At 68.8% G+C, this 26,080-nt stretch carries 20 protein-coding genes and 1 pseudogene; 9 read left to right on the plus strand and 12 right to left on the minus strand.

Annotated features, from left to right (window positions below):
* Nucleotides 1–17: 17 nt before the first annotated feature.
* Together A5757_RS02315 and A5757_RS02320 are read right to left on the minus strand one after the other, a co-directional pair.
* On the minus strand, nucleotides 18–1,148 hold the full coding sequence (locus A5757_RS02315; RefSeq protein ID WP_066828351.1) for a 1,4-beta-xylanase: 1,131 nt from the start codon (nucleotides 1,146–1,148) through the stop codon (nucleotides 18–20).
* Between the two features lie 89 nt (nucleotides 1,149–1,237).
* Nucleotides 1,238–3,436 (minus strand): DHA2 family efflux MFS transporter permease subunit, encoded by a 2,199-nt coding sequence (locus A5757_RS02320; protein WP_082929274.1) that lies wholly within the window; start codon nucleotides 3,434–3,436, stop codon nucleotides 1,238–1,240.
* A 143-nt stretch (nucleotides 3,437–3,579) separates the two neighbouring features.
* Between A5757_RS02320 and A5757_RS02325 the strand changes: the two genes are divergently transcribed.
* Genes A5757_RS02325 through A5757_RS02335 form a run of 3 tightly spaced genes read left to right on the plus strand, consistent with a single transcriptional unit; the run spans nucleotide 3,580 to nucleotide 5,881 of the window.
* A complete protein-coding gene (locus A5757_RS02325; protein WP_082929280.1) occupies nucleotides 3,580–4,608 on the plus strand; it encodes a fused (3R)-hydroxyacyl-ACP dehydratase subunits HadA/HadB in 1,029 nt (342 codons plus the stop codon).
* 47 nt (nucleotides 4,609–4,655) lie between these two features.
* A complete protein-coding gene (locus A5757_RS02330; protein WP_066828354.1) occupies nucleotides 4,656–5,186 on the plus strand; it encodes a hemerythrin domain-containing protein in 531 nt (176 codons plus the stop codon).
* Entirely contained in the window at nucleotides 5,183–5,881 is a 699-nt protein-coding gene (locus A5757_RS02335; protein WP_066828355.1) for a proteasome protein, read from the plus strand. Before A5757_RS02330 ends, A5757_RS02335 begins: the two co-directional genes overlap by 4 nt.
* Before the next feature lie 13 nt (nucleotides 5,882–5,894).
* Here the strand turns inward: A5757_RS02335 and A5757_RS02340 are convergent, their stop codons facing one another.
* The 5 genes from A5757_RS02340 to A5757_RS02360 are packed head-to-tail and all read right to left on the minus strand — an operon-like array spanning nucleotide 5,895 to nucleotide 16,096.
* Nucleotides 5,895–6,749 (minus strand): ABC transporter permease, encoded by an 855-nt coding sequence (locus tag A5757_RS02340; RefSeq protein WP_066828356.1) that lies wholly within the window; start codon nucleotides 6,747–6,749, stop codon nucleotides 5,895–5,897.
* The gene (locus tag A5757_RS02345; protein WP_066828400.1) at nucleotides 6,749–7,585 is read right to left on the minus strand and encodes an ABC transporter ATP-binding protein; all 837 of its coding nucleotides are present in this window, start codon (nucleotides 7,583–7,585) and stop codon (nucleotides 6,749–6,751) included. Before A5757_RS02345 ends, A5757_RS02340 begins: the two co-directional genes overlap by 1 nt.
* Complete coding sequence (locus A5757_RS02350; protein WP_066828357.1) at nucleotides 7,585–13,029, minus strand: type I polyketide synthase; 5,445 nt, start codon at nucleotides 13,027–13,029, stop codon at nucleotides 7,585–7,587. Before A5757_RS02350 ends, A5757_RS02345 begins: the two co-directional genes overlap by 1 nt.
* Before the next feature lie 8 nt (nucleotides 13,030–13,037).
* Entirely contained in the window at nucleotides 13,038–14,801 is a 1,764-nt protein-coding gene (locus A5757_RS02355) for an NAD(P)/FAD-dependent oxidoreductase (RefSeq protein WP_066828358.1), read from the minus strand.
* Nucleotides 14,798–16,096 carry a cation:proton antiporter gene (locus A5757_RS02360; RefSeq protein WP_082929275.1) on the minus strand — a complete coding sequence of 433 codons (1,299 nt, stop codon included), beginning with the start codon at nucleotides 16,094–16,096 and terminating at the stop codon, nucleotides 14,798–14,800. Before A5757_RS02360 ends, A5757_RS02355 begins: the two co-directional genes overlap by 4 nt.
* A gap of 109 nt (nucleotides 16,097–16,205) precedes the next feature.
* Here A5757_RS02360 and A5757_RS02365 point away from each other — a divergent pair, with 109 nt between their 5' ends.
* Complete coding sequence (locus A5757_RS02365) at nucleotides 16,206–17,768, plus strand: phospholipase D-like domain-containing protein (RefSeq protein WP_066828359.1); 1,563 nt, start codon at nucleotides 16,206–16,208, stop codon at nucleotides 17,766–17,768.
* Here the strand turns inward: A5757_RS02365 and A5757_RS02370 are convergent.
* Nucleotides 17,765–18,397, minus strand: a complete 633-nt coding sequence (locus A5757_RS02370) for a GIY-YIG nuclease family protein (RefSeq protein WP_066828360.1) — start codon at nucleotides 18,395–18,397, stop codon at nucleotides 17,765–17,767. The two genes, A5757_RS02365 and A5757_RS02370, sit on opposite strands and share 4 nt — an antisense overlap.
* Nucleotides 18,398–18,548: 151 nt before the next feature.
* Here A5757_RS02370 and A5757_RS02375 point away from each other — a divergent pair.
* A pseudogene (locus tag A5757_RS02375) lies at nucleotides 18,549–19,355 on the plus strand (ATP-grasp fold amidoligase family protein).
* Here the strand turns inward: A5757_RS02375 and A5757_RS02380 are convergent.
* Nucleotides 19,345–19,782, minus strand: coding sequence for a hypothetical protein (locus A5757_RS02380; RefSeq protein WP_066828361.1), 438 nt, complete (start codon nucleotides 19,780–19,782; stop codon nucleotides 19,345–19,347). The pseudogene A5757_RS02375 and the gene A5757_RS02380 sit on opposite strands and share 11 nt — an antisense overlap.
* Before the next feature lie 96 nt (nucleotides 19,783–19,878).
* On the opposite strand from A5757_RS02380, the gene A5757_RS02385 reads away from it, so the two are divergent.
* Nucleotides 19,879–20,694 (plus strand): TspO/MBR family protein, encoded by an 816-nt coding sequence (locus A5757_RS02385; RefSeq protein ID WP_066828362.1) that lies wholly within the window; start codon nucleotides 19,879–19,881, stop codon nucleotides 20,692–20,694.
* On the opposite strand, the gene A5757_RS02390 is transcribed toward A5757_RS02385, so the two are convergent.
* Nucleotides 20,639–21,244, minus strand: coding sequence for a heme oxygenase (biliverdin-producing) (locus tag A5757_RS02390; protein WP_066828363.1), 606 nt, complete (start codon nucleotides 21,242–21,244; stop codon nucleotides 20,639–20,641). The genes A5757_RS02385 and A5757_RS02390 overlap by 56 nt on opposite strands.
* 29 nt (nucleotides 21,245–21,273) lie before the next feature.
* Complete coding sequence (eat, locus tag A5757_RS02395; protein WP_066828364.1) at nucleotides 21,274–22,674, minus strand: ethanolamine permease; 1,401 nt, start codon at nucleotides 22,672–22,674, stop codon at nucleotides 21,274–21,276.
* Between the two features lie 157 nt (nucleotides 22,675–22,831).
* On the opposite strand from eat, the gene A5757_RS02400 reads away from it, so the two are divergent.
* Nucleotides 22,832–24,013: a YbfB/YjiJ family MFS transporter gene (locus A5757_RS02400; protein WP_231983860.1), complete on the plus strand. Its 1,182-nt coding sequence runs from the start codon at nucleotides 22,832–22,834 to the stop codon at nucleotides 24,011–24,013.
* Here A5757_RS02400 and A5757_RS02405 read toward each other — a convergent pair.
* On the minus strand, nucleotides 23,955–24,878 hold the full coding sequence (locus A5757_RS02405) for a LysR family transcriptional regulator (protein WP_066828366.1): 924 nt from the start codon (nucleotides 24,876–24,878) through the stop codon (nucleotides 23,955–23,957). The genes A5757_RS02400 and A5757_RS02405 overlap by 59 nt on opposite strands.
* A 123-nt stretch (nucleotides 24,879–25,001) precedes the next feature.
* Between A5757_RS02405 and A5757_RS02410 the strand changes: the two genes are divergently transcribed.
* A complete protein-coding gene (locus tag A5757_RS02410) occupies nucleotides 25,002–25,715 on the plus strand; it encodes an SDR family NAD(P)-dependent oxidoreductase (protein WP_066828401.1) in 714 nt (237 codons plus the stop codon).
* A gap of 1 nt (nucleotide 25,716) precedes the next feature.
* Nucleotides 25,717–26,076 (plus strand): SgcJ/EcaC family oxidoreductase, encoded by a 360-nt coding sequence (locus A5757_RS02415; RefSeq protein WP_066828367.1) that lies wholly within the window; start codon nucleotides 25,717–25,719, stop codon nucleotides 26,074–26,076.
* Nucleotides 26,077–26,080: the final 4 nt, after the last annotated feature.

Genomic DNA, 26,080 nt, shown 5'->3' on the forward strand with positions numbered 1-26,080 from the left:
CAAACCGAGTCGGGCGGTCAGCTCGCCGCGGTCAGCTTCCGGATGACCCGGATCTCCTCGTCGTCGTAGGCCCGGCCGTCCGGGTGCAGCAGATCGCTGAACCACGGATCGGGCGGCGAGGTGTAGGGCGTCTTCCACGAATCCCACGGCAGATAGGTCTGGGTCCGCCCGGCGACGAAACCCCAGTTGTAGGCGCCGACGTTGCGGCGCTTGGCGACGGGCAGGATGCCCTCCACGGTGCTGCCGAGTCCCCGCGCGAGGTACTCGGTGCAGATGATCGGCCGGCCCAGCGGTTCGAGCTCGTCGATCCTGGCCTCGAACTCGTCCGGGTCACCGTAGCTGTGGAACGTGATGATGTCGGAATGCTCGAGCTGGGTGCTGCACACCTTGCTGCGGTTGCCCGGGTTCTTCCAATGGCCCTGCCAGACGCCGCTGGTCAGGGGCTGCACGGGATTGGCCGCGCGGGTCCACTGGAAGACGTGCGGCAGGAACGCCGCGACGAGCTTCTGCTTGTCCTCGTGTTCGGAGGCGCGGTAGTCCTTCGACGGGTTGTCCGGTTCGTTCCAGACGTCCCAGCCCAGGACGCGGGGGTCGTTGCGGAACATACCGACCACGCCGGTGACGTAGCTCTGCAGGACGGGCAGATACCGCGGGTCCTGCAGGCGGGCCGCACCGGGCCCCTGCACCCAGCCGGAGTTGTGCACGCCGGCGACCGGAGGCCGCTGCTTGCCGGCGCGCGGCGCCGGATCCCAGCACGAGTCGAACAGCACGAACAGCGGTTTGATCCGGTGGCTCGCGGCGATCCCGACGAACTGGGACAGCCTGTTGGCGAACCCGGCCCGGTCGGTGGCCCACAGCTGATCGTGCAGGAACACCCGCATGGTGTTGAAACCGATCTTGCGGGCCAGTTGCAGTTCACCGTCGATGCGGCGCGGATCGTAGGTGCCGGCCTGGAACATCTCGATCTGGTTGACGGCCGTGGACGGAACGTAGTTCGCACCGACCAGCCAGCCCTGCGCCTCGTACCAGGCGTTGGCGCGGTCAGCCGACCATCGGCCGGCCTCCGCCGCACCGGCGACCGGCACCTTCGTCAGTGCAGCGGCCGCCGCCAGGCACAGCGGGAGCTTGAGCGCGGTTCGCCGGTGCACGACGCGACGATAGTGCGCTGTGTTGCCGTCCTACCGTCGTCGGCTCATACTGCAACGCAACGGGTTTCAAATCGTGACCATGGCGCCGGTCAGCGCCGCGGACCCGGCGGCCCCGGACGGCGCTGGATCGTGGGTGGCGCCCGGAACGGCCGGGTGGGCGCCGCCGACCCGGCCGGCCCAGCCGCCCATGACGTGGCGGGGGCGCGCATCCGTGTGGTGGGGGCGCTCTCGATCGTCGCGGTGGCGCCCAGCTTCATCACCCGGGAGGTGTCCTCGTCGCTGTCGTCGCGGTCGAGCAGCACGCCGCGGGCGACCCGTTCGAGTGCGCCCTGCACCTGCATCCGGTCGGGCCGCTCGGTGAACTCGTCTGATTCGGCGAGCGTGTCGGTGATCCAGTCAGAGATGACGTCGCGGGCGTGGCTGACCTCCGACGCACCCGCGGGGGTGAGGGTGAACAGGTCGCCGTCGCGGGTCGCGTAGCCGCCGGCGACCAGGCGTTCGAACGTCGGCTCGAGGATCTGGCGGGGCAGCTGCCGCTGGTCGGCGATCGCGGTCAAACTCGCCGCACCCGTGGCCGCGGTGCGCCGGTAGATCTGGATCAGCGCCCACAGCCGGCCCGCGTCGAGGCGGCCGTTGCGCGAGCGGGCCAGCGCCTCGAAGTCGATGCCGTGGGTACGTCGCAGCAGCCGGCCGACGGCCATCTCGAGGAGTTTCTCCGGCGATTCGGTCGTCGGCATCCCGAAGCCCTCGCCGAGGTCGGTGCTGCCGCTGGCCGCGGCGTCGCGCAGCGGTACCTGTTTGAGGAAGAACGCGAGGAACAGGCCGACGAGGGCGAACGGTGCGGCGAGCAGGAACACCGAACTCAGCGAGTCCGCGTACGCGGTGACGATCGGTTCGGCGATCCGGTCGGGCAGGGCGTGCAGCGCCTGCGGTGACGTCGCCGCCTCGGGCGGCGCGCCGGAGACGGCCAGCGCCGCCGGCAGTTTGCCGTCGAGGAAGTTGCTGAACATCGACCCGAAGATCGCCGCGCCGAACGAGCTGCCGATGGTGCGGAAGAAGGTGACACCTGAGGTCGCCACGCCAAGATCGCTGAAGTCGGCGGTGTTCTGCACGATCAGGATCAGCACCTGCATGCTCAGCCCGATACCGGCGCCGAGGACCAGCAGGTAGAGCGACTGCACCAGCGTCGAGGTCTCGGGGGTCATCCGGGACAGCAGGACGAAGCCGACGGCCATGGTCGCGGTGCCGGCGATCGGGAAGATCTTGTAGCGACCGGTACGCCCGACGATGATGCCGCTGCCCAGCGAGGTCACCAACAGGCCGAGGACCATCGGCAGAGTGCGCAGTCCGGATTCGGTGGCCGAGACGCCGTCGACGAACTGCATGTAGGTGGGCAGGAATGTCAGGGCGCCCAGCATCGCGAAACCGACCACGAACGACAGCACGCAGCACACCGTGAAGACCGGGCTGGCGAACATCCGGATCGGCAGGATCGGCTCGGCGGCCCGCCGCTCGGCGAACACGAACGCCACCAGCGCGAGGATCGACACGGCGAACAACCCGATGATCATGGGCGAGGCCCACGGATAGGTGGTGCCGCCCCAGCTGGTGGCCAGCGTCAGACCGGCGGCGCCGGCACCCACGAGGACGATGCCCGCGTAGTCGAGCACCGGTTTGGCCGAGCGGCCCAGTTCGGGGATGGCCACAGCGGCGATGCCGATGACGATGACGGCGATCGGCAGGTTGATCCAGAACGCCCAGCGCCACGTCAGATGGTCGGTGAAGAAGCCGCCGAGCAGCGGGCCGATGACGGTCGTGACACCGAACACCGCCCCCAGCGCACCCTGGTAGCGGCCGCGTTCGCGCAGCGGGATGACCTCGCCGATCAGGGCGACCGCGGTGACCGTGATGGCGCCGCCACCCAGACCCTGCACCGCCCGCGCCGCCACCAGCACGGACATCGACTGCGCGAGCGCGCACAGCACCGAGCCGACCAGGAACAGCACGATTCCGGCCTGGAAGACGTTCTTGCGGCCGAAGATGTCGCCGAGCTTGCCGACGATCACGGTCACGATCGTCGAGGCCAGCAGATAGCTGGTGACGACCCAGGCCTGGTGGCCCGCGCCGCCGAGGTCGGCCACGACGGTCGGCAGCGCGGTGGCCACGATCGTCTGGTCGAGGGCGGCCAGCAGCATGCCCAGCACGACGGCGAGGAAGATCGTGTTGCGCTGTCGCACACTGACCCGCCCCTGCGCCGGTGCCGGGGTGGCGGTGGTGGATCGAGTCACGACTCTCCTACTTCGTGCTGCGGCGGACGGCGTGCGGAAAAGGCCCTGTCGGGCTTACCCGCCCCCGGACGATTCGAACCGGCGCCGGTGCCGGTGCGCCCTCGGGCCGCGGCGCGGTCGCGACGGCGCGTTAGTGTGCTGTGGTGACAGCAGCAGACGTGTCGCCGCTCGAAGCGCGGGTGGGCCACTGGTACCGGATGGATGGTACGTACCTGGTGGGCCGCGAGAAGATTCGTGAGTACGCCCGGGCGGTCCAGGACTATCACCCCGCGCACTGGGACGTCGCCGCCGCCGCCGAGCTCGGCTATGCGGACGTGATCGCGCCGCTGACGTTCACCTCCGCACCCGGTATGCAGTGCAACCGGCGGATGTTCGAATCGATCGTCGTCGGCTACGACACCTACCTGCAGACCGAAGAGGTCTTCGAACAGCACCGCCCGATCGTCGCCGGCGACGAGCTGACCATCGACGTCGAGCTGACCGCGGTGCGCCGGACGGCCGGCCGGGACTTCATCACCGTGACCAACACCTTCACCGACACCGACGGCGAGCGGGTGCACACGCTGCACACCACGGTCGTCGGCGTCACCGCCGAGGACATCGACGCAGGCGTGAAGACGGCCGTGCAGAACGCGATGATGCACGACGTCGACTTCTCGGGCGTGGGGTCGCTGGACGCCGACTACGAGAAGACGGTGCGCCCCGGGGGCGAGATCCGGATCTCCGAAGGCGGTCTGACTCGCACCCCGGGCACCCCGTCGTTCGACGACGTGAAGGTCGGCGATGAGCTGGCCGTCCACCACACCCGGCTCTCGCGCGGCGATCTGGTGAACTACGCCGGCGTGGCCGGGGACGCCAACCCGATTCACTGGGACGAGGACATCGCCAAACTCGCCGGGCTGCCCGACGTCATCGCCCACGGCATGCTCACCATGGGTCTCGGCGCCGGCTTCGCCTCGTCGTGGTCCGGGGATCCCGGTGCGGTCACCCGCTACACGATCCGGCTGTCCCAGCCGGCGGTGGTCTCGGCCAAGGAGGGCGCCGACATCGAGTTCACCGGCCGAATCAAATCGCTGGATCCCGAGTCTCGCAGCGGTGTCGTCATCGTCGGCGCGAAGGCCGGCGGTAAGAAGATCTTCGGCCTGGCCACGCTGAACATCCGGTTCAGCTGAGGGTCGCCTTCCGTTTCGACGGTCGGCCGGTGGGGAAGATCACGCCCATGGCCGACATCATCGAACTGGTCTACGCCGATCACGACTGGCTGAGAAGGCAGTTCTTCCGCCTCGACGACGCCCAGACCGAAGACGAGCTCGCCGCGGTCTGGGATCAGCTCAGTGCGCGGTTGGACGCGCACGCCGAGGCCGAGGAGACGGTGTTCTATCCGGCCCTGCTCAAGCACGGCGGCAAGGACGATCCCGGCAATCCCGAGGGCGACCCCGAAGACGAGACCGAGGACGCCATCACCGACCACAACGCGATCCGTGACGCGGTGCGCGCATCGCGCCGGCACAAACCCGGCAGCCCGGAGTGGTTCGAGGCGGTGCTCAAGGCGCGGACCGAGAACGGTGCGCACCTCGACGAGGAGGAGCGGGAGGCCATGCCCGACTTCATCAAGAGCGCGTCGCTGGAACTCCGTCACCAGCTGGGGATGCAGTGGCTGCAGTTCTACGCCGAGCATGACACCACCCAGGGAATCGACAACCGGGACAAGGACGCCGACGAGTACATCGAACGGCACTCGGCCCGATGACCGTCGTCCTGGCGCTGCGCTGCGCCGACGGTCTGGTCATCGCGGCCGATTCGCAGATCACCGAACCCGACCGCGGTTTGAGCTACCCGGCCCAGAAGCTGCACGGCTTGGGTGCGAACGCGGCGTGGGCCGGCAGTGGTTCGCGGGCGGTGCTGTGGGACCTCGAGCAGACGTTCGACGCGCAGCCGGAGACCATCGTCGAGGCCAACGACGTCGGCCGGGCGCTGCAGACCCGCGTGGTGCCGATCCTGCAGCACCACTACGAGAACTTCATCGAGACCGTTCCGGGCCAGAAAGAGACCGGCTCCACGCCTGCGACATACGTTCTCGCTGTGGGCTATTCCGACGGTGAACCGTTCATCGTGGACGTCGATCCGCACGGTCTGATCGGGCACTACGAGGACATCGGTTTCCACGCGATCGGCAGCGGAGCGCCGCTGGCCCAGCAGGCGCGTGCCCTGCTGGCGAATTTCCGGATGAACGAGCGGCCGGTGCAGTACGGCGTGCTGGCCGCGCTGCGGGTGCTCGACGCCCTGGACGAGACGTCACCGACCGTCGGGGGTCCGATGGACGTCTGCCGGATCACCCCCGACGGTGCCCAGCACCTGGAGCCCGACGACGTCGACGCGGCGCGGGACGAGGTGGGCCGTTGGCTGGAGCTCGAGCGCAAGGCACTCGACCGGCTGTTCCGCTGACGGATCCGCCTGGTCAGTCCCGGTCGGACCACCGGAAAACGGTCAGACAGCCGATCAGGCCGCCGACACTCCACGCCGTGAGCACCAGGAAGATCCGCCAGTGCTCCCAGCTGCCCGCCGGTTCGATCGAGACCATCTCCGGCGGCAGCAGCACCGAGCGGAACCCCTGCGCCATCCACTTGACCGGGAACACCGACCCCACGATGAGCATCCACGTCGGCAGCACCATCAGCGGCACGTAGGTGCCCGACAGGAACTGCAGACCCACGGCAGGACCGTTGGTCAGGACGGCGGCCGACAGTGCGTTGCCGGCGATGTTGCTGATGAGGATGCCGAGCAGTGAGCAGCTCACGATGCCCAGCACGAAGACCCACCCGAGGGTGAACCACTCGAAAGCGCCCGTGGGCAATCGGAGGTCGAAGACGAACACTCCGACCGCCAGCAGGATCAGCACCTCGGCGAGGCTGACGATCGCGACGAGCATGATCTTGCCGATGAAGTATGACGACGCGGTCGCGGGAGTCCCCCGCAGCCGCCGCAGCGCTCCGCTGTCCCGGTCGGCGGCGATGCTGATGCCGAGGTTGATGAACGACGTCGACAGGATGCCGTAGGCCAGCATGCTGGCGGCGATCACCGTGCCGGTGGTGATGTCGCTGCCCGGCAGCCGCTCCGAGAAGATCGACCCGAGCAGCAGGCAGATCACCGCGGGCATCGAGAACGTCAGCGCCAGCTGTTCGGGCCTGCGGTAGAACATCTTCAGTTCGGGGATGACGCGGGAGAACCCGATTCGCACCGCCGACGGCAGCGCGGCGGTGGAATGCCGGGTGCGTTGGCGCGCCGGCGAGATCCGGTCCTGACCGACGGACATCACGCCAGCCCGATCAGATGCAGATACGCGTCTTCCAGCGTCGGCCGCGTGACGGTAAGTTCGGCCAGTTCCGCGCCGTGCGCGCTGCGCTGCCGGATCAGTTCGGTCGGGCGGTCGGTGTGCTCGACGTGCACCTGGTCGCCCTCGACCCAGCGGACCGTCGCGGCCCCGGTCATGTGCGCGGTCAACCGCGTCGGCGTGTCCACGGCCACCACGCTGCCTGCGGCGATCACCGCGACCCGATCCGCCAGCGCCGCAGCCTCTTCGAGATAGTGCGTGGTCAGCAGGATCGTGGTGCCGTCGGCAGCCAACAGCCGGATGAGGTCCCAGAACTGCCGCCGCGCCTCGGGGTCGAAGCCGGTGGTGGGCTCGTCCAGGAACAGCAGATCGGGCATGCCGATGATGCCGAGCGCGACGTCGAGGCGGCGGCGCTGACCGCCGGACAGGGCCCGCACCTGCTTCCCGGCCGCGGCGGTGAGGCCCACGAGCTCCAGCACGTCGGCCGGGGCGCGGGTGGCGCCGTAACACCGCGTGAACATCTGCACCGTCTCCGCGACGGTCAGCATTCCGGCGTCGCTCACCTCCTGCAGCACGATGCCGATCCGGGCCCGCCACGCTCGGCCCGCCGTCCCGGGGTCCTCCCCCAGCACTGCGACCTCACCCGCATCGCGGCGGCGGTTGCCCTCGAGGATCTCGATCGTCGTCGACTTACCCGCACCGTTGGGGCCGAGGATGGCGAAAACCTCCCCGTATCCGACGTCCAGGTCGAGGTCGCGCACCGCAGGCACCCGCCCATAGGCCTTCGACAACCCCCGAACGTGGACTGCGGACGCGATCACGACGTCGCTCCCCCGGTCTCCGGTTCGGCGGGCTGCGCCTCGAGTTCTGCCAGCAGGCGACGCAGTTCGTCGTCGGACAGTTCCTCGATCAGCCGGTCCACCCCCTCGTCGGTCACCGGTTGCCCGTCAGGTGCGTCGTCGGTGGCGGGGACGTCCGCATGAACCTCGCGCAGATCGGTCAGGATGCGCTCGGCCAGCGAGTTCACGCTCACACCCCGCAGGATCTCGAGCACCGGCAGGTCGATCGAGAACATCGTGTTGATGCGGACACGGAAATCCATGGCCATCATCGAGTCCAGACCGATGTCGTCGAGCATGTCGTCGGGTTCGATGTCGGTCACGGCGGTGTCGAATACGGCGGCCACCAGACGCCGCACGTGGTCGGCGACCACCGCCCGGCGCTCGGCCTCCGGGGTCGCGGCCAGCACATCGAGGATCGAGGCGTCCGAATCATCTTCTGCCGCAGTCGGTCCGGATGCCTGCAAATCGGAGAACATGGCCGGCAGGTGTCCACCGAGGCCGGCCTGGCGGGCCCGGCCCCAGTCGGCGGTGATGGCGACGACGTTGGCCGCCCGCTGGTTGACGAGGCGGTCGAGGATCCGACCGCCGACCGCGGGGGTGATCAGCTCGATACCCCGATGCGCGTAGATCTTCTCGAGGTGCAGCTCTTCGACCATGCCCACCGACCACGGCCCCCAGCCGATCGTCAGAGCCGGCAGACCCTGTGCCTGACGGTGATGCGCGAAGGCGTCGAGGAAGGCGTTGGCCGCCGCGTAATTACCCTGGCCCGGTGCGGCAATGGTCGAGCCGGCCGACCCGAACATGACGAAGAACTCGAGGTCGTGGCCGGCGAAGGCCTCGTGCAGGATCCGGGTTCCCGTCACCTTCGGCCGCAGCACCTTGACGAAGTCGTCCTCGTCCATGTTCACCAGCAGCTGGTCGGCGACGACTCCTGCGGCGTGGATGATTCCGCGGACCGGCCGGCCGCCGTCGCGGGTGTGGTCGCGCAACCATGCGGCCACCTGGTCGGCGTCGGTGATGTCGACGCTGGCGGTGGCGACGTGCGCGCCGAGGCGTTCGACTGCGCGGATGGTGCTGACGGTGGCGAAGTGGGGATCGCCTTCGGTGAGGTCCGCCCAACTGCTTCGCGGGGGGATGCTGCTGCGGCCGAGCAGGGTGATGTGCCGCGCGCCCTTCTCGGCGAGGTAGGTGGCCACGACACGGCCGAGCGCCCCGGCGCCGCCGGTGACGACGTACGTCGCGTCGGGGGTCAGTTTGGTCGGGAACGGCTTGGTCAGCCCGGCGCACGGACGCAGCCGGGGCACGAACGCCGCGCCGGTGCGCAGGGCGAGCTGATCGTCGGCGCCGTCGCTGAGCAGCTGATCGACGATATGCGAGGCGATTTCGGCGTGGCCGTCGGCGAGATCGATGTCGATGAGGCCGCCCCAGTACTCGCCGAGTTCCTGATGGCCTATGACGCGTCCGAGTCCCCAGATCGCCGCCTGGCCGACACCGCTGAGCGACGTCCCGGGCGCGGGTTGCGCATTCGCGGTGACCAGGTGCAGCCGCGGTGTGGTCCCGTCCCGGCCGATCAGCGCCTTGACCAGCCGCAGCACGGCCAGGGCTCCCCGTTCCGGCTCGGGCTGATCGACGGCGCGGAAGTCGACGACCCCGACCGCCACTCCGGCGCTGTCCAGTTGGGCGGCAACGAGTTCGGCGTCACCGATCGTCTGGACCCACTGTCCTCGGGCGGTGAGTTCGCCGGCCACCGCCGCACCGACGCCGTGGTCGTCGGTCAGCACGAGCCAGGACCGGTCTGCCTCCGTAGCCGGGACGGGTTCCGGTGCATCGGGGATGCGGGGGACCCACTGGATCTCGTAGAGCCCCTTGTCGATGTGCTCGGCCGACATCCGCGACGAAGCGCTCAGCGACTGCACGACGAATCCGTCGAAGACGGCGAGCGTACGACCCTCGGCTCCGCTGACGATGATGTCGCATTCGACCGCTTCGCTGGTCGCCTCGACGACGTCGACGCGAACCGACATGTTCTCCTCGGCCGGGCCATATACCGCGCAGTGCCGGATCCGTGTCGGCAGATACGGATCCTCGCTCTCTTTCTGACCGAGAAACGGCGCACCGAAGAGTGTTTGGAACGCACCGTCGATCAGCGCAGGGTGAAAACAGTAGTCGCCGAGGCCGGCGGTGATCCCGTCGGGCACGGCGATGTCTGCGATGGCCCAGTCCTCCCCGGCGGTCACCCGGCGCACCGAACGGAACGCATCGCCGTAGTCGAAGCCGATCGCCTCGGTACGGGCGTAGAAGTCACCACCGTCGATTTCGGCGACCGGTTCGGCCGTCCCGTGGTCGCCGCGCCCGGCGGGTGCTGTGGGCAGCGTGTTGAGTTCGGCGGTCGCGGTGATCGCCCACTTCAGATCACCGTCGGCCGTCGCGGTGAACGCCGCGAACTCCAGCGCGCCGGTGTCCTGGTTGAGCGTGGTCCGCAGGATCGGATCGCAGGTGTCGTCGAGCAGGACGGCGCGGTGCAGTACCAGGTTGTCCACGCTGTGATGAGACCCGTACGTCGCTTTCGCGGCGGCCACCGCCATCTCGATGTACACCGAGCCGGGCAGCACCACGCTGCCCTGCACCCGGTGGTCGGCGAGGAACGCGTTCACCAGGGTGCTGATCTCGGCTTCCCAGGTGGGGTGCACACCGCTGACCGGCTGGCCCAGCAGCGGATGGACGGGGCGGTAGAACAGCGACTCCGTCGTCTCCTGCGTCTCGACCCAGTAGCGCTTGGTCTGCCATGGATAGGACGGCAGCTTCAGCACCCGGCCGGGACGGGAATGTACCGCCTCCCAATCGATGTCATGACCATGGCTGTGCAGGGCGCCGACGCAGTCCAGCAGCGTGCGGGCGTCGTCGTGGCCGCGACGCTGCGTCGCGGTCAGCGACACCCGCTGCTGCCCCGCGGTTTCGAATACCGATGCCGCCAGCACCGGATGCGGACCGATTTCGACGAAGTGCGTGTACCCGTCATCGAGCATCCGGCGGATCGCCGGTTCGAACAGGACGGTGGCGCGGGTGTTCTGCCACCAGTAGGCCGCACCCGCGGCATATTCGTCGAGGCGCTCCCCGGTGACCGTGGAGTACAGCGGAACTGCGGCGGTCTTCGACGACAACCCGTCGAAGGCCTGCAGGAGCTCGTCTCGGATCTGATCCATGTAGTGGGTGTGGTAGGGCACCTGCACCGCCAAATGGCGGTTGAAGATCTGCGCCTCGTCGAGTTGCCGCGCGAGGTCTTCGAGTACATCTCCGTCGCCCGCGACGGTCACGGCCGACGGGCTGTTGATCGCCGCCACCGACACCCGGCGGCCGAACTCGTCGAGCACCTTCTCGTCGACGGTGCGCATCAGGGTGTCGGCGTCCAGGCCGACGGCCAGCATGCGGCCCTGCCCCGTCGTGCGCTGCTGGAGCCGGCTGCGGTGGTAGATCACCTCGACCGCCTGCTCGAAGGTGAGCAGACCGGCGAGATGGTGTGCGGCGACCTCGCCCGCGCTGTGGCCGATGACGGCGTCGGGCCGGACGCCGAACGCCGCGAGCTGCTCGGCGAGTGCAACCTGTACGGCGAAGTTCGCCGGCTGCGCGATCTCGGTCTCGGTCATCCGCGAAGAGTCCTCGTCGCGGCGGAGTTCCTCGAGCAGTGACCAGTCGGCGTAGCGGGACAGCTCCCGGTCGCACCGCACGATGCTGTCGGTGAACACGGGGAAGACGTCGAGCAGTCCGCGGCACATCCGCCACCACTGCGGGCCCATCCCGGTGCACACGAACGCTAGTTTCGGTGCGGTCGTGGCGATGCGGCCCGTGGTGAGCTGTCCGGCGTCGGCGACCGCATGCAGTCGCTCGCGCGCCTCGGCGACGGTCTCGGCGACGACGGTATGGCGGTGGTTGAGATGGGTGCGCCGCCTGCCCAGGGTGTACCCGAGGTCGTCGAGCGCGACGTCGGGATGGGCGTCGAGGTGCTCGGCGAGCTGTCCGGCCACCGCGAGCAGCGCTTCCTCGCTGCGGGCCGAGATGGGCAGCAGGACCGGTGCCGGCGACGGGTCGATGGCTGGGATCGGTTCGCGGGCAGGCGGTTCGGCCAATACCACATGGGCGTTGGTGCCCCCGAACCCGAAGGAGTTGACGCCGGCGATCCGACGGCTCCGGGCGGGGAACGGCCGGCCCGTGCCGGGGATATCTATCTTCAACTCGTCGAGCGACACGTGCCGGGTGGGGGCGTCCAGGTGCAGATTGGCGGGAATGTGGCCCCGGTCGACGACCAGCGCCGCCTTGATCAGCCCGGCGACCCCGGCGCCGGCTTCCAGGTGGCCGATGTTGGTCTTGACCGAACCCACCAGCAGTGGGTCGCTCGCGGGCCGGTCGGCGGCCAGCGCCCGCCCGAGTGCCCGCAGTTCGATGGGATCGCCGACGGGCGTTCCGGTGCCGTGTGCCTCGACGTACGCCACGTCGGCGGGTTGCACACCGGCGCGCCGCAGGGCGCTTCTGATCGCCGCCTCCTGGGCGTCCTCGCGCGGCACGGTGATGCCGTCGGTGTGACCATCCTGCGATACCGCGGTACCGAGAATCTGGGCGTAGATCGCGTCGCCGTCGCGCACTGCCTGCTCGAGCGGTTTGATGACGACGATGGCGCCACCCTCTCCGCGCGCATAGCCGTCGGCCGAATCCGAGAACGCCTTGGACCGGCCCTCGGGGCTGAGGAATCCGCTCTTGGACTCGGCGATGGCGGTGTTCGGACCGACCATGATGTTCACCCCGCCGGCCAGGGCGAGCACGCTCTCCCCGCTCCAGATGCTCTGTGCCGCAAGGTGGACGGCCACCAGGGAACTCGAGCACGCGGTGTCCACCGACATGCTGGGCCCGCGGAAGTCGAAGGCGTAGGACAGCCGGTTGGCCAGCATTGTCATCATCATTCCGGTCGCGGAATGGGATTTGAAGCGGTAGCGACTGGTGCGGCCCTGGTTCTGCAGCAGCTGGTAGTCCAGCGTGAAGCCGCCGACGAATACGCCGACATCGGTGCCCGCCAGCCCGTCGGCGGGAATCCCGCCATCCTCCAGCGCCTCCCATGTGGCCTGCAGCAGCAGGCGCTGCTGGGGATCCAGGGAATGCGCCTCCCGCGGGGAGATCCCGAAGAACTGGGGGTCGAATTGGTCGATGTCACTGAGGAATCCACCGCGGTCGGTGACGATCTTGCCGATCTTCGCCGGGTTGGGATCGTGGTAGCGGGGGCCGTGCCAACGCGTTTCGGGGACGACTCTGGTCGCGTCGGTGCCGCTGCACAGCAGCTCCCAGAAGCGCTCTGCCGAGTCGGCGCCGCCGGGGAAGCGGCATCCGATGCCGACGATCGCCAAGGGCGCGGGCGTGGTGGGTTCGGTGCTCATCGTGGTACTCAATTCGACTGCAGCTCAGGGGTTGCGGTGACGATCCAGCCGCTGCTGACCGGATTGACGGGTTGTTCGCGACGGTAGATCGCCCGCAGCTCCCGCAGCAGCGGATCGCGCTGCCACGCCTGTACCTGCCGCACGACGTCGTCGTCGAAGTCGGCGGCCTTCTCGGTCAGGACGGTGTCGACGAGCTGACCGGCGACCTGACGCAGCAGCAGCGCGTTGGCGTCGAACTGCTCGGCGAAGTTGGGGCTCGCACCGATCATCGCGTGGTGCAGGGTCGCCATGAAGTTCAGCGGCGCATAGAGGTCGACGAACGGTACCCGCGATCCGCCCTGCTCCACCGCGGCCCACTCCCGGAAGAAGAGCTGGACCCGGTTGCTCAGGGCGATCAATCCTTCCAGATGCGGGACGAAACCGGGATCGTCAGCCACGCGCACGAATCGGTCGTTGGAGTACAGGAACCCGATGAATCCCCAGTAGAACGCGATGTCCCACACCACTTTCGCCGACATCACCGGCGCAGAACCCATCAGGACGTACTGGTCCTGGTAGATCGCCAGCCACATCTCGGCCAGGGACCGGAACAGGGAGTCGCTGATCCGGGACCGGGCGACGACGTCCTGTCCGTCGAGGTCGCGCGTGACCATGTCGGTGATCAGGCCGTTGCCGATCGCCACCAGGTCCAGGCCCGAGGAGTACAGCGGATCCAGGAACACGCCGGCGTCACCGGTGAGGCACCAGCGATCGGCGCCGTCGAACGCCTGGGTGACGCCGTGGCTGTACCGCTTCATCACCCGGAAGTCCTTGATGAGGTGCTCGTCCGCGGTGACGACGGCTGCGCACTGGGGCTCGTGCTGCGCGAGCCAGGCTCGCGCCTTGTCCAGGGTGTTGAACCCGTCGAACGGGTGGAAATGCGGGTCGGCCACGATGCCGACACTTGTGGCTCCGGACGCCAGCCGGATCAGCCAGACCCAATACCCCTCGCCCATCAGGTGATTGGTGGACATCGCGCGGTCGCCCTCGGTGAGGCGCTGGTGGTAGGCGGGGTCGTCGCTCCAAGCGTTGACGTCGATCTCGGTGGCGATGCGGAACCAGGCCGCGTTGCAGTGATGCCCGTTGGCTTGCCGGAGGTCGAGTTGGCGCGGCAGCAGGCGGTTGCGACCGGAGGCGTCGACCACCCAGCGCGCCGTCGTCCGTGCCACCTCGTCGTCGTGCTGATAGTGCACGGTGTGCGGGGCCTGCTTCCCGAGATCGACCGACCGCACCCGGCCCTGCGCGATGTCCACACCGGCTGCGGTGCACCGTCGGTGCAGTTCGTTCTCCAGCCGGCCGCGGTCGATCTGGTAGGTCACCTGCGGCACGAACACCGATCCGCCCAGTTCCACCCGCTGCGCGATATCAGTGTTTCCGTCGTGGGAGAAGAACATCCGCAGGCCCATCTTGCGGATCTGCGACGTCTGGAGATGGTCGCCGAGGCCGATCTGCTCGCGCAGATAGTGCGCCGAGATCTCGACGGTGGACTCGCCCACCGTGTGGGTCATCTCGGGCACCGGATGGGTGTTGGGCTCGATGATCAGTATCCGCGTGTCCGGACGCGCGTCGCGGAGCTGGAGCGCCAGCGTCATCGCCGCGACCCCGCCACCGACGATGGCGACATCGTGATCGGTTGCCGGACCACTCTTTTCGGCCAGCTGGCTCCGGATCCTGCGCGCCAGGGCGTCCCGGGCGGAGGAGTCGAGTTGCGAAAGTTGGGCGCGTACGTTCACGCGGTTCCCCCTCCGGAATCAATCGTCGAGATTTTTGAAGTACCCGAACGGGCACCGTTCATGCGGGGCTCCTGACGCCCGCAGGCGTACTCGAACAACGGCGACGCCATGAGCGTGGTGACGATGGCGACGAGCACCAGGATGGTGAACAGGGTGGGCGTGATGATCCCGGCCTCGAGGCCGATGTTCAGCAGGATCAGCTCGATCAGTCCGCGGGCGTTCATCAGGGAACCGAGCGCGACGGATTCCCGCAGCGGCACCTTGCTCAGCCGGGCGGCCACCGCGCACGCCACCCCCTTGCCCGCGATCGCGACGACGATCAGACCCAGGGTGACGGCCCACAACCCCGGGGTGTTGACCAGTCCGATCTCGGTGTTCAGCCCGGAGTAGACGAAGAACAGCGGCAGCAGCAGCCGCGTGGTCAGCGGCTCGATGGTGGTGGTGAGCCGCTGCGCGAAGGCACCCGACGGCAGGGCGGCACCGAGGATGAAGGCGCCGAAGATCGCGTGGATGCCGATCGTGTCGGTGAACCACGCGCACAGCATCAGGGAGATCAGCACCGTACTCAGCGCCGGCCCGGAGACCGCCGGCCCGTCGCCCGATCGGTCGGCCAGTGCACGTCCCGCCCGTCGTCCCACGGTCAGCACGAACACCGCGTAGAGCACGCCGCCGACGATGGTGGTGACGGCCGTGGCCGGGCTGCCCTTGTGCATGGCGACCACGGTGGCCAGGATGCACCACGACACGGCGTCGCCGATCGCCCCGCAGGCCAGCGCCAAGGTACCCAGCGACGTTCCGGCCAGCCCCTTCTCGAAGATGATCCGGGCCAGCATGGGGAACGCGGTGATCGCGATGGCCGCGCCCAGGAACATCATCGCCATGACGACGGTGACGCCGTCGCCGAAGTAACGCCCGTCGGCCAGCAGCGGAACCGCGACCGCGGCGCCGAGCACGAGCGGCGCGACGGTGCCCGCCGTCGACACCGCGACCGCGGTGCCCGCCCGCTGCCTGACGTGGTTGACGTCGAAGTTGAGGCCGACGACGAACATGTAGAGCACCAGGCCGATCTGCGCCGTGGTGTACAGCACGACGTTCGACGTGCCCGGCGGGAAGAGGTCCTGCTGGACGCCGGGCGCGATCCGGCCCAGCAGCGACGGGCCGAGGACGACCCCCGCAATCATCTCCCCCACCACTGGCGGCTGCCCGACGCGTTGTGCCACCATCGCCGCAAGACGGCAGGCCGCCAGTATGACGGCCAGTGCCAGGAAGAAGTGGATGGCGGTTGCTGCGGGCACGGTTCAGCTCTCACACTCGGGCACCAACACAATTTAACGGCGAGCAAAGCCTCCGATTGGTGTGGAATGTGATCAGTTGATGACGCCGGCCCCGAATGGACGAGGAACGATGAGAACCACTGCGCCGTCCACCGGGCGGATTCTGATCCCGGGTGACACCTGCTGGCGCACCGCGCACGCGGACCGCTTCAGCCGGATCGTCGACGGCGAGAACTACCTGCGCAACGTCAAGGCCGCGATGCTCAACGCGACCCGGCGCATCATCATCGTCGGCTGGGATCTGGACTACCGGACGCCGTTGGAGACAGGTGACGCCGACCTGTCGGGCCCGCGACACCTCGCTCCCTTCCTGCATTGGCTGATCCGGCAGCAACCCGACCTCGAGGTGTATCTCCTCAAATCGAATTTGCGGCTGCTGTCCGCGTTCGACGGATTCTGGTTCGGCATCGCCCCGGTCAGCCTGGTCAACCGTGTCACGTCCCCGCGGATGCACTTCGCGGTCGACGGCGCCCACCCCACCGGGGCGGTGCACCACCAGAAGATCGTCGTCGTCGACGACGCCCTGGCGTTCTGCGGCGGCATCGATCTGACCATCGGACGCTGGGACACCCGGTTACACCTCAACGACGACCCGCGCCGATCGGCGGCAGGCAACAGCTACGGCCCGCGGCACGAGGTCGCGACGGTGGTCGACGGCGCCGCCGCGCACGCGCTCGCCGAGGTGGCCAGGGACCGGTGGCGCACCGCGACGGGTGAGACGCTCGAACCGGTCGACACCGGTCGCACGTTCTGGCCGCCGGCGGTGCGGGACCCGCTGTGCGACGTCGTCGTCGGGATCGCCCGGACGCTGCCCGCACCGCCCGCCGACGTCGAGGTCCGTGAGGTCGAGGCACTGGACCTGGCCGCCATCGCCGCCGCGCGCGACGTCATCTATCTGGAGAACCAGTACCTCGCCGCCCGCAGCCTCGCCGACGCACTCGCCGAGCGGTTGCGCGAACCCGACGGGCCCGAGATCGTCATCATCCTGCCGCGCAGCTCTGAGAGCCGGCTCGAACAGCAGTCGATGGACAGCGCCCGCGAACGTCTGCTGCGACTGCTGTGGAGTGCGGATCTGCACGGCAGGCTCGGGGTGTACTGGCCGATCGCCGCCGGCGGGAAGTCGGTGTACGTGCACTCGAAGGTGCTGGTGGTCGACGACCGGCTGCTGCGTGTCGGCTCGTCGAATCTCAACAACCGCTCGCTGGGTTTCGACAGCGAATGCGACGTCGCGCTGGAGGCGGTGCCCGGCGGTTCCCGCGAGGATGCTGTTCGGCACGAAATCCTCTATGTGCGAGACGATCTGGCGGCCGAGCACCTCGGGGTGACCGTCGACCGGTTCCGCGCCGAACTATCCGCGACCGGTTCGTTCCTCGACGCGATGAACTCGCTGCGCGGCACCGGCCGGTCGCTGCGAAGTTTCACCCGGCACATGGTGTCCGCCGAGGCCGGGCCGCTGGGTGAGAACGATCTGATGGATCCCGGTCATGTTCCGGAGTCGGTCGCCGAGAGCGTGTGCAGCCTGGTCACCGGTCTGGTGACGTGGCCGCTGACCCGACTGGCGCCGCAGACGTGGTCCACGGTCCGCTGGCTGGCCGGTGCGGTGGCCGCGGCGACCAGGGACACAGAACGCTAAGACCACTCCGCGAGGACGCGCATCCGGTCGGCCCGCACCCCGGCGTCCCGACGCAGTTGTCTCAGTGTCGGGGCGAAGGCGTTACCTTCGTTTTTCTGGATGTTGAGGGGTAGGTCCAAGGCGGCGAGCAATTTCGCCTCGAGGTGCCACGGTTCGGGGTGCAGCACCCACGACACCGCGGCGTTCTCCGCCATCCACTGGGTCAGCACCGCTTCACCGCCGGCGAAGGTCTGCCGTTTCCCGGTGCCCACCCGGCGCAGCGCGAAGCCGAGTTGCTCGCCCAACAGGACGCCGAGCGATTTGCGCAGCGTCGAACCGTGGGCATCGGCGTTACCTGCGCCGAAGTGGTAGCGGATCCGCTTACGTAGCTCCTGGGGCGTGGCCGGTTTGCCGCTCTTCGACGGCGGCCCAGGGCTCACGCCCACATACAGCAACGTCCACCCATCGCGCTGTTCGCAGCCGCTGGTGTCGATCTGCCCCGGTACCTCCCGGAACCACCAGCCCATCGCACCGGCCTCGGCGGGCACCGGGCAGGGATCGGCAAACACCTCGTCACGGGTAAATCGTTGCGTCGCAACGAATTTGCCGATCGCGGCCGCTTTGCGCCGCGCGGATATGGACTCCGACATGCTCTCAGGGTAACCCTGGTCGATCCGAGACCGGACACGGTCTTAGCCTGGGCGGGTGGAACCCACCGATGTCCGTTGGCGCGAACGGAGCAAGCTGGTCCGCGCAGCGCGGCTGTGGCGCACGCGGAACCCGCACACGTTCCGGGACAAGGTGCGGTACAAGATGTTGCGCGACCATCGTCCGCTCGTGGTGACCTTCGCCGATAAAGCTGCCGTGCGCGGATATGTGGCCAATGTGATTGGACCGCAGTATCTTCCGCATGCCTATGTCATCACCGCCGATCCGTCGGTACTGCTCGGAGTGGCCCTGCCGGACGCCTACGTCGTCAAGCCCACCCACGGAAGCGGAGCGGCGATCGTGGTTTCCGGTCGCGGATCGGTCGAGGCACGGCTGCCCTCGGTTCCGGGCGACTGGAGCTATTAGCACGTGCGGCCGGAGTTCGCGTCACGCGACGACATCGCGCGGATCTGCCGGGGTTGGCTCAGGCAGCTGTACGGCCAGGGCCCCAACCGGGAATGGGTGTACGGCCGGATTCCGCCGCAGATCATCGTGGAGGAGATGCTCGCCGACGCGGACGGCGCCATCCCCGCCGACTACAAGTTCTTCGTCTTCCACGGGACGTGTGCCTACGTGCAGGTGGACGGCGGCCGTTTCGACCGGCGGACACAGGACTTCTTCCGGCCGGACTGGACGCACGTGCCGCTGTCCGGCGGACCGCCGTGGGCGGACCCCGAACCCGGCAGACCCGCCTGCATGGACGAGATGATCGAGGTGGCACAGCGACTCGGCGCCGACACCGATTTCGTCCGGGTCGACCTGTACGACGTCGGTGGACGCGTCGTCTTCGGGGAGTTGACCAGTTTCCCCGCGGGTGGTGACAGCCGGTTCGACCCCGAATGCTTCGACGAGGAGTTCGGACGTCACTGGACGGTTCCCCGTCGGTACGTCACACGGTGAGCCGCAACTCCTGCCCCGGGTGCGAGCTGATCGTGATGACGACGGTGCCGCTGCCGGTGGCGAACGTGGTGTTCGCGTATCCGACGAATCCGTAGTGGCCGTCGATCGTCGACACTGCGGTGATGTCCTCGGCGCCGCTCGCGCCGGTGTCGAGATTCGCCCATGCGGCCGTCACGGTGAGCGCACACGATCCGTCGTAGATGCCGGCGTCGTAGTTGATCGCCACCCGGACGCCGTTGTCGACCCGGCCGTCGGTCTGGACCGGCGTCAGTTGGGCTTCGGCGCGGACGGTGCCGTCGCACGTCGGGGACGCCACGACCGGGACGGCGTCCAGTTCGGCGAACGGCTGCGCCTGCGCGGCCGGCGCCCACGCCCACGGCGCGAGCAATGTCGCGGCCGCCAAGGCGGCGATGCGGATCGAGGTCACGTCTGGGTATCGGCCGCCGCGTGGCCGGCGTTAGCCGGATTCGGAATCGCCACCACCGGGCATACCCCGGGTTCGATCCGATACGGAAGAGGTTCCATGGTCAGCACCCGCGTCGAGCGCCGTTCGACGTCCCCGTTGCTGCTGTCGATCGCCGCCGCCCTCGCGACGGTGGCGACGCTCGTCGTCAACGGTCTCGCGAACAGTCTGCCCATCAACGGCCAGACCACCGGCGACGTCACCCGCAGGTTCGAGGTGTACTTCGTCCCCGCCGGGTACGTGTTCTCGATCTGGAGCCTCATCTACCTCGGTTTGATCGCCTACACCGGATACCTGGTCCGCGACGCGGTCCGGGGCGGTGCCGACAGCGGCACCGCGCGGGCCATCGCCCCGTGGTATTTGCTGACCGCGCTGGCCAACTGCTCCTGGTTGTTCGCCTGGCATCACAACCTGTTCCCGCTGAGCATGGTGCTGATGATCGTGCTGCTCGGCACGCTGATCGTGATCTACCGCCTGCAGGCGGCTCGTCCGCCGGTCTCCAGACTGGAGCTGTGGACGGTGCACATCCCGTTCCGGGTGTACCTGGGCTGGATCTCGGTGGCCACGATCGCCAACGCCACCATCACCCTCGACGCCGCCGGATGGTCGGGCTTCGGGCTGTCGGAACCGACGTGGGGCGCCATCATGGTGGTGGTCGCGACCGCGCTCGGACTCACCATGAGCCTGGTGCACCGCGACATGGCCTATGCGCTGGTGCTGATCTGGGCGCTGATCGGCATCGCGGTACGGCTGAGCGAGACGGCGCCGGTGTTGGTCACCTCGCTCGCCGGTGCGGTGGTGTTGGTGGTGTCGGTTCTGGTCAGCGCGCGTAGGACGGCAGCTGGGCGGCCAGTTCGTCGAACAGGGCCTGGTTGAGTCCGAACGCCAGCCGCACCTCGTCCACCACGCGCGCGGCGTCGTCGGCCGTCAGGCCCAGCTCGTCGAGCCGTCGCCGGTATCGGTCCTTGTACGGTTTTACGCGCACCGGGAAGTGGTAAAAGGCCAGACCCGTGCCCCCGAGGCCGAACTCGCGGTCCAGGATCCTGCCCATGGCCTGTCCGCCGGACAGATCGCCGAGGTAGCGGGTGTAGTGATGGGCGAGTATCGCGCCGCCCCAGGGTGATCCGGCAATCCGCTCCCGATAGCGTTGCGCGGCAGGCGAATCCACGTCTCGGTCGACGCCGGGCGCCCAGTGCTGCAGATCCGCGTCCAGCGCCGGGACACGCTCGAGCGCCGGGTCGTACACCGCGGCGACGAGCGGATCGCGGCGGTGCGCCCGGACCGTGTCCTCCAACGCCGAATAGACCAGCCACAACCGCAGCAGATACTCGGTGTAGCCCTGCCCGCTGACCCGGCCCGCCAGCAGTTCGGTGATGAACGGCGACTGCTCGGCGGCGTCGTGCTCAGCCGCCGAGCCGTCCCTCATCGCGACGGACAGCGTGACGTCGGTGCCTGTCAGCCGAGTTCCTTCTCCGCGGCCGCAAGCGCCGCGAATTCCTCGTCCGGCGAGTTCGCCACCAGGTGGTGGCGGCTGTAGATGCCGAAGTAGGCCATGAACCCGGCGAACACGACCAGACACCAGGTGGCTGCGGTGCTGTCCACCAGGAACGTGGCGACCACCGCGAAAGCCGCGATGACGAGCGCGAACGACGTGGTCACGATGCCGCCGGGAGTGCGGTAGGGGCGCGGCATGTCCGGTTCGCGGACCCGCAACACGATGTGGCTGACCATCATCAGTACGTAGGACAGGGCGGCGCCGAACACGGCCATGTTGAGCAGCATCGCGCCCTGGCCGGTCAGCGACAGGATGAAACCGATGATGCCGGGCACGATCAGGGCCAGCACCGGCGCCTTGCGTTTGTTGGTCACCGACAGCCGCTTGGGCAGATAGCCGGCCCGCGACAGGGCGAACAGCTGGCGCGAGTACGCGTAGATGATCGAGAAGAAGCTCGCGATCAGGCCGGCCAGACCGATGTAGTTGACCACCTTGGCCATCGTCGAGTCTCCGAGCGCCTCCACCAGCGGATTGCCCGATGCGCTCATCGCCTCGGCGCCACCGGAGCCCGCGACCAGCACCAGCACGGTGGTGCCGGTGATCAGCAGTACGCCCATGGCAGCGAGGATGCCGCGGGGCACGTTGCGGGCCGGATCCTTGGCTTCTTCGGCGGCCAACGGCACGCCCTCGATGGCGAGGAAGAACCAGATGGCGAACGGCACTGCCGCCCAGATCCCGAGATAACCGAACGGCAGGAACGACGAGGCGCCGGCCGCGTCGGTGGGGGCGATGTCGGTCAGGTTGGCGACGTCGAAGCTACCGATGGCCGAGAAGGCGAAGACGATGAGGCCCACCAGCGCGATCGCGGTGATCACGAACATGACCTTGAGCGCCTCGCCGACGCCGCTCAGGTGGATCCCGATGAAGATGAGGTACACCGCCAGGTACACCCACCACCCGTCGGTGATCCCGAACAATCCCAGGGATTCCACGTAGGCGCCGATGAAGGTGGCGATGGCCGCGGGGGCGATCGCGTATTCGATCAGGATCGCCGTGCCGGTGGCGAATCCGCCCCAGGGCCCCAGCGCGCGGCGTGCGAAGGTGTACCCGCCGCCGGCCGCGGGCAGCGCCGAGGACATCTCGGCCATACCCAGCACCATCGCCAGGTACATGCCGGCGATGATGACGGCGGCGATCGCCAGGCCGCCGAAGCCGCCTTCGGCGAGCCCGAAGTTCCAGCCGGAGTAGTCGCCGGAGATCACATAGCCGACGCCGAGGCCGGCGAGGAGAACCCAGCCGGCAGTGCCCTGCTTGAGGGTTCGCTTGGCGAGGTACTCGCCGGATTCGCTGTGGGTTTCCATTCCGGGATGCTAGAACGCCCAGCCGTTCCGCGCCCGACTTTGCCCTACGTGTCGAGGCCCCACGTAATGACGTCGGGCAGCCCTGGAAGGCCGTTCCTCCCAGTTGGGAGCAGAACGGTCGTGGCGCACCCCGGCAGGTCCGCCCGACGATGGCGTCATGGCCTGGAACCACCCCCACCTTCATTTCGCCCGCGGCGCAGCGGCTTTGGCTGCGGCCATGGGCATCGGCCGTTTCGTCTACACCCCGATCCTTCCGCTGATGACGGCGCAGGCCGGTCTGAGCCCAGCCGCCGCCGGGGGCCTGGCGACCGCCAACTACGCGGGCTATCTCGCCGGTGCGCTCGCCGGTATCGCGGCACCCAGGACGATCCGGACGACCGCCACGTGGCGCGCCGCGATCGCCGCCGTCGTCGCCGGCCTCGCGCTGATGCCGCTGACGCACAGCGTCGTCGCGTGGCTGACGATCCGCACGGTCGCGGGGTTCGCGAGTGCCGTCGTGTTCGTGATCGCCGTCGACTGGATGCTCGACCACTCTCGGGGGCGATCGGCTCACCTACCGGGGTGGGGGTTCGGCGGGGTGGGCGTCGGGATCGCACTGTCGGGCCTGGTGGTGTTCGCCCTGCCTGCGGCGGGGTGGCAGACCGCCTGGTGGTCGTCGGCTGCGTTGGCCGCCGCGGTCGGGGTGCCGGCCTGGCGCATGCGGGGAGCTGCTCCGCCACCGGTCACGGCGACCGCCGAGCGGACGGGTTCCCGGCGATGGTTCGTCGTGTTGCTGGCCTGCTACTCCCTCGAAGGCGTGGGGTACATCATCGCGGGCACCTTCCTCGTCGCGGCCATCCGGCAGGCCACACCCGGCGGGCTGGGTAACGGGGCCTGGGTGCTGGTCGGGGTGGCCGCCGCACCGTCCGCCGCGCTGTGGGCGATGGCGAGCGCCCGCTGGTCGCGGCCGTCCCTGCTGACCGCGGCCCTGGTGATGCAGGCCGGCGGCATCGCCGCACCGGCACTGTTCGGCGGTACCGCCGCTGCCCTCATCGGCGCGGTGTTGTTCGGCGCCACGTTCATCGGGGTGAGCGGAATGGCGCTGGCGGCGGGCCGCGAGCTGGCTTTCCCCGGGGCCGTCGCCGGACTCACCGCCGGTTACTCGGTGGGCCAGATCCTCGGTCCGGTTGTCGTGACACCCCTGCTGCATCAGGGCTTCCGGCCGGCGTTGATGGTCGCCGCCGCGGTGGTGACGGTGTCGGCCGGCACGGCCGCGTGGTTACGCCTGAGCTGCCGGGAGCTCAGTCCACCCCTGCGCGGTGCGGGTCGCGGGCAGGTAGCCACACCCCGGGGGCGGTGAGCGCCGATCGGTCGACATCGCCGGTGAAAGCGTCAACCAAGCTGTGTACCAACGGATTCGGCTCGTCCAGGCGCCACACCAGTGACCACGTCCAGATCGGCTCCGGGTGCAGCACGGGTCGCCGGATCAGGTCCGGCGGGGTGACGTCGTGCTGCCCCTTGGGGTTGTTCAGCACCGGTCCCCGCAGCCGCCGGACATGGTCGAAGAACGTCGAACCCGTCACTCCCCCGTCGTCCACGCGGATCACCCGCGCACCGACCGCGCGGGCGAACTGATCGGCGAACCGGTTCCACGACGACCAGCTCGCCTGATCGGAGTCGAGCAGCACGGTGACCTCGCGTGCGTCGACGGGTGCGCCGTCGCGCCCCGGACCCACCGCGTACAGCCGGTCGACGCCGACGAGCCGGGCCTCCAGCGACAGTGCGTCGAGATCGGTCCGCTCCACCCAGCAGATCGCGAGATCGAGGTTGCCGTCCGCCACGCGTGCCGCCTGTGCGTGCGACGGCATCACCCACGTATCCACCCGCAGCGGCGCCACGCCCGCGGCGCGCTCCGCCCAATCCGTCGGGCACCACTGGACGTAACCGATGCGGACCGGGTCAGCCGCCGCCAGACCGAGCGCGTCGCGGCGGAGTTCGTCGGCCTGGGCGATGAGGGCCCGCGCACGTGGGAGCAATGCCGAACCGGCCGCCGTCAGGGCCACCGAGCGCCGGTCACGGTCGAACAGTTGCACCTTCAGATCGCGTTCGAGCGCCTTGATCTGTTGGGAGAGCGACGGTCCCGCGATACGCAGCCGATCGGCGGCCCGCCCGAAATTCAACTCGTCGGCGACGGTGACGAAGTAGCGCAGCTGCCGGAGCTCCACGCGCCCAGCGTAATGCAGTGCGAGCCTGCGCCTACCAGTCGCGAGTAATCCGGTCGCACCGACGCGGAGTGCCGCGTCCGTGCGGCGCGTTCCGTGAAGCATCACCACGAGAAGGGAACCGACATGACATCCACTCCACGCGTCGCACTCATCACCGGCGCATCACAGGGCATCGGCGCCGGGCTGGTCGCCGGATACCGCAAACACGGCTACGCCGTCGTGGCCAACTCCCGCAGCATCGGCGACAGCGACGACCCGATGGTGCTCGCCGTACCCGGCGACATCTCCCGACCCGGGGTCGGCCGACATCTCGTCGAGGCCGCCGTCGACCACTTCGGCCGCATCGACACCGTGGTCAACAACGCCGGAATCTTCATCGCCAAACCGTTCACCGACTACACCGACGACGAGTACGACGCCGTCACGGGTGTGAATCTACGTGGCTTCTTCGACGTCTCGCGCGCCGCGGTGGCGCAGATGCTTGCGCAAGGCGACGGCGGTCACCTGGTCACCATCTCGACCACACTGGTCGAGCACGCCAACTCCGCCGTACCGGCGGTGCTGGCCTCGTTGACCAAAGGCGGTCTGAACGCCGCATCGCGAGCCCTGGCGATCGAGTACGCCGACCGGGGAATCCGCTCCAACGCGGTGGCTCTCGGCATCATCAAGACACCGATGCATCAGCCGTCGGAGCTGGCGGCCCTGGCGGCGCTGCACCCGGTGGGCCGCAACGGCGAAGTCGACGACGTCGTCGACGCCGTGCTCTACCTCGAGAACGCGCCGTTCGTGACCGGGGAGATCCTCCACGTCGACGGCGGCCAGAGCGCGGGGCACTGAGATGGGCGACGAGCAGGTGGTCACCGGGGTCATGAAGGAGTGGGCGGCCGCAGTGGACAGCCACGACCCCGCGCGGGTGGCCGCGGTGTTCACCGAAGACGCGGTGTTCCGCGGGCTGCGGCCCTACGGCGTGGGCCGGCGCGCCGTCGCCGACTATTACGACTCCCAGCCTCAGGGGATGACCGTCGGCTACCGAATCCTCGAGACTCGCCGGCCGTCCGCAGGGGTGGTGCTGGCCTATCTGGACGCGACGTTCAGTTACCCAGACCGGCCCCCCGTGCAGGTGTCCATCGGCGTGACACTCATCCGGACGGCAGACGGGTGGCGGGTGCTCCAGTACCAGGCGTCGCCCGCTGCATGACAGC

Origin of the sequence: Mycobacterium sp. 852013-51886_SCH5428379 (assembly GCF_001665575.1) — a bacterium.
Taxonomy (GTDB): Bacteria; Actinomycetota; Actinomycetes; order Mycobacteriales; family Mycobacteriaceae; genus Mycobacterium.

Excerpts from the sequence above, each read along its gene's own strand:
- A5757_RS02330 (WP_066828354.1), top strand. The coding sequence starts at position 4,656 with ATGGCCGACATCATCGAACTGGTCTACGCCGATCACGACTGGCTGAGA.
- A5757_RS02335 (WP_066828355.1), top strand. The coding sequence starts at position 5,183 with ATGACCGTCGTCCTGGCGCTGCGCTGCGCCGACGGTCTGGTCATCGCG.
- A5757_RS02340 (WP_066828356.1), bottom strand. The coding sequence starts at position 6,749 with ATGTCCGTCGGTCAGGACCGGATCTCGCCGGCGCGCCAACGCACCCGG.
- A5757_RS02350 (WP_066828357.1), bottom strand. The coding sequence starts at position 13,029 with ATGAGCACCGAACCCACCACGCCCGCGCCCTTGGCGATCGTCGGCATC.
- A5757_RS02365 (WP_066828359.1), top strand. The coding sequence starts at position 16,206 with ATGAGAACCACTGCGCCGTCCACCGGGCGGATTCTGATCCCGGGTGAC.
- A5757_RS02370 (WP_066828360.1), bottom strand. The coding sequence starts at position 18,397 with ATGTCGGAGTCCATATCCGCGCGGCGCAAAGCGGCCGCGATCGGCAAA.
- A5757_RS02385 (WP_066828362.1), top strand. The coding sequence starts at position 19,879 with ATGGTCAGCACCCGCGTCGAGCGCCGTTCGACGTCCCCGTTGCTGCTG.
- A5757_RS02390 (WP_066828363.1), bottom strand. The coding sequence starts at position 21,244 with ATGAGGGACGGCTCGGCGGCTGAGCACGACGCCGCCGAGCAGTCGCCG.
- eat (WP_066828364.1), bottom strand. The coding sequence starts at position 22,674 with ATGGAAACCCACAGCGAATCCGGCGAGTACCTCGCCAAGCGAACCCTC.
- A5757_RS02400 (WP_231983860.1), top strand. The coding sequence starts at position 22,832 with ATGGCCTGGAACCACCCCCACCTTCATTTCGCCCGCGGCGCAGCGGCT.
- A5757_RS02410 (WP_066828401.1), top strand. The coding sequence starts at position 25,002 with ATGACATCCACTCCACGCGTCGCACTCATCACCGGCGCATCACAGGGC.
- A5757_RS02415 (WP_066828367.1), top strand. The coding sequence starts at position 25,717 with ATGGGCGACGAGCAGGTGGTCACCGGGGTCATGAAGGAGTGGGCGGCC.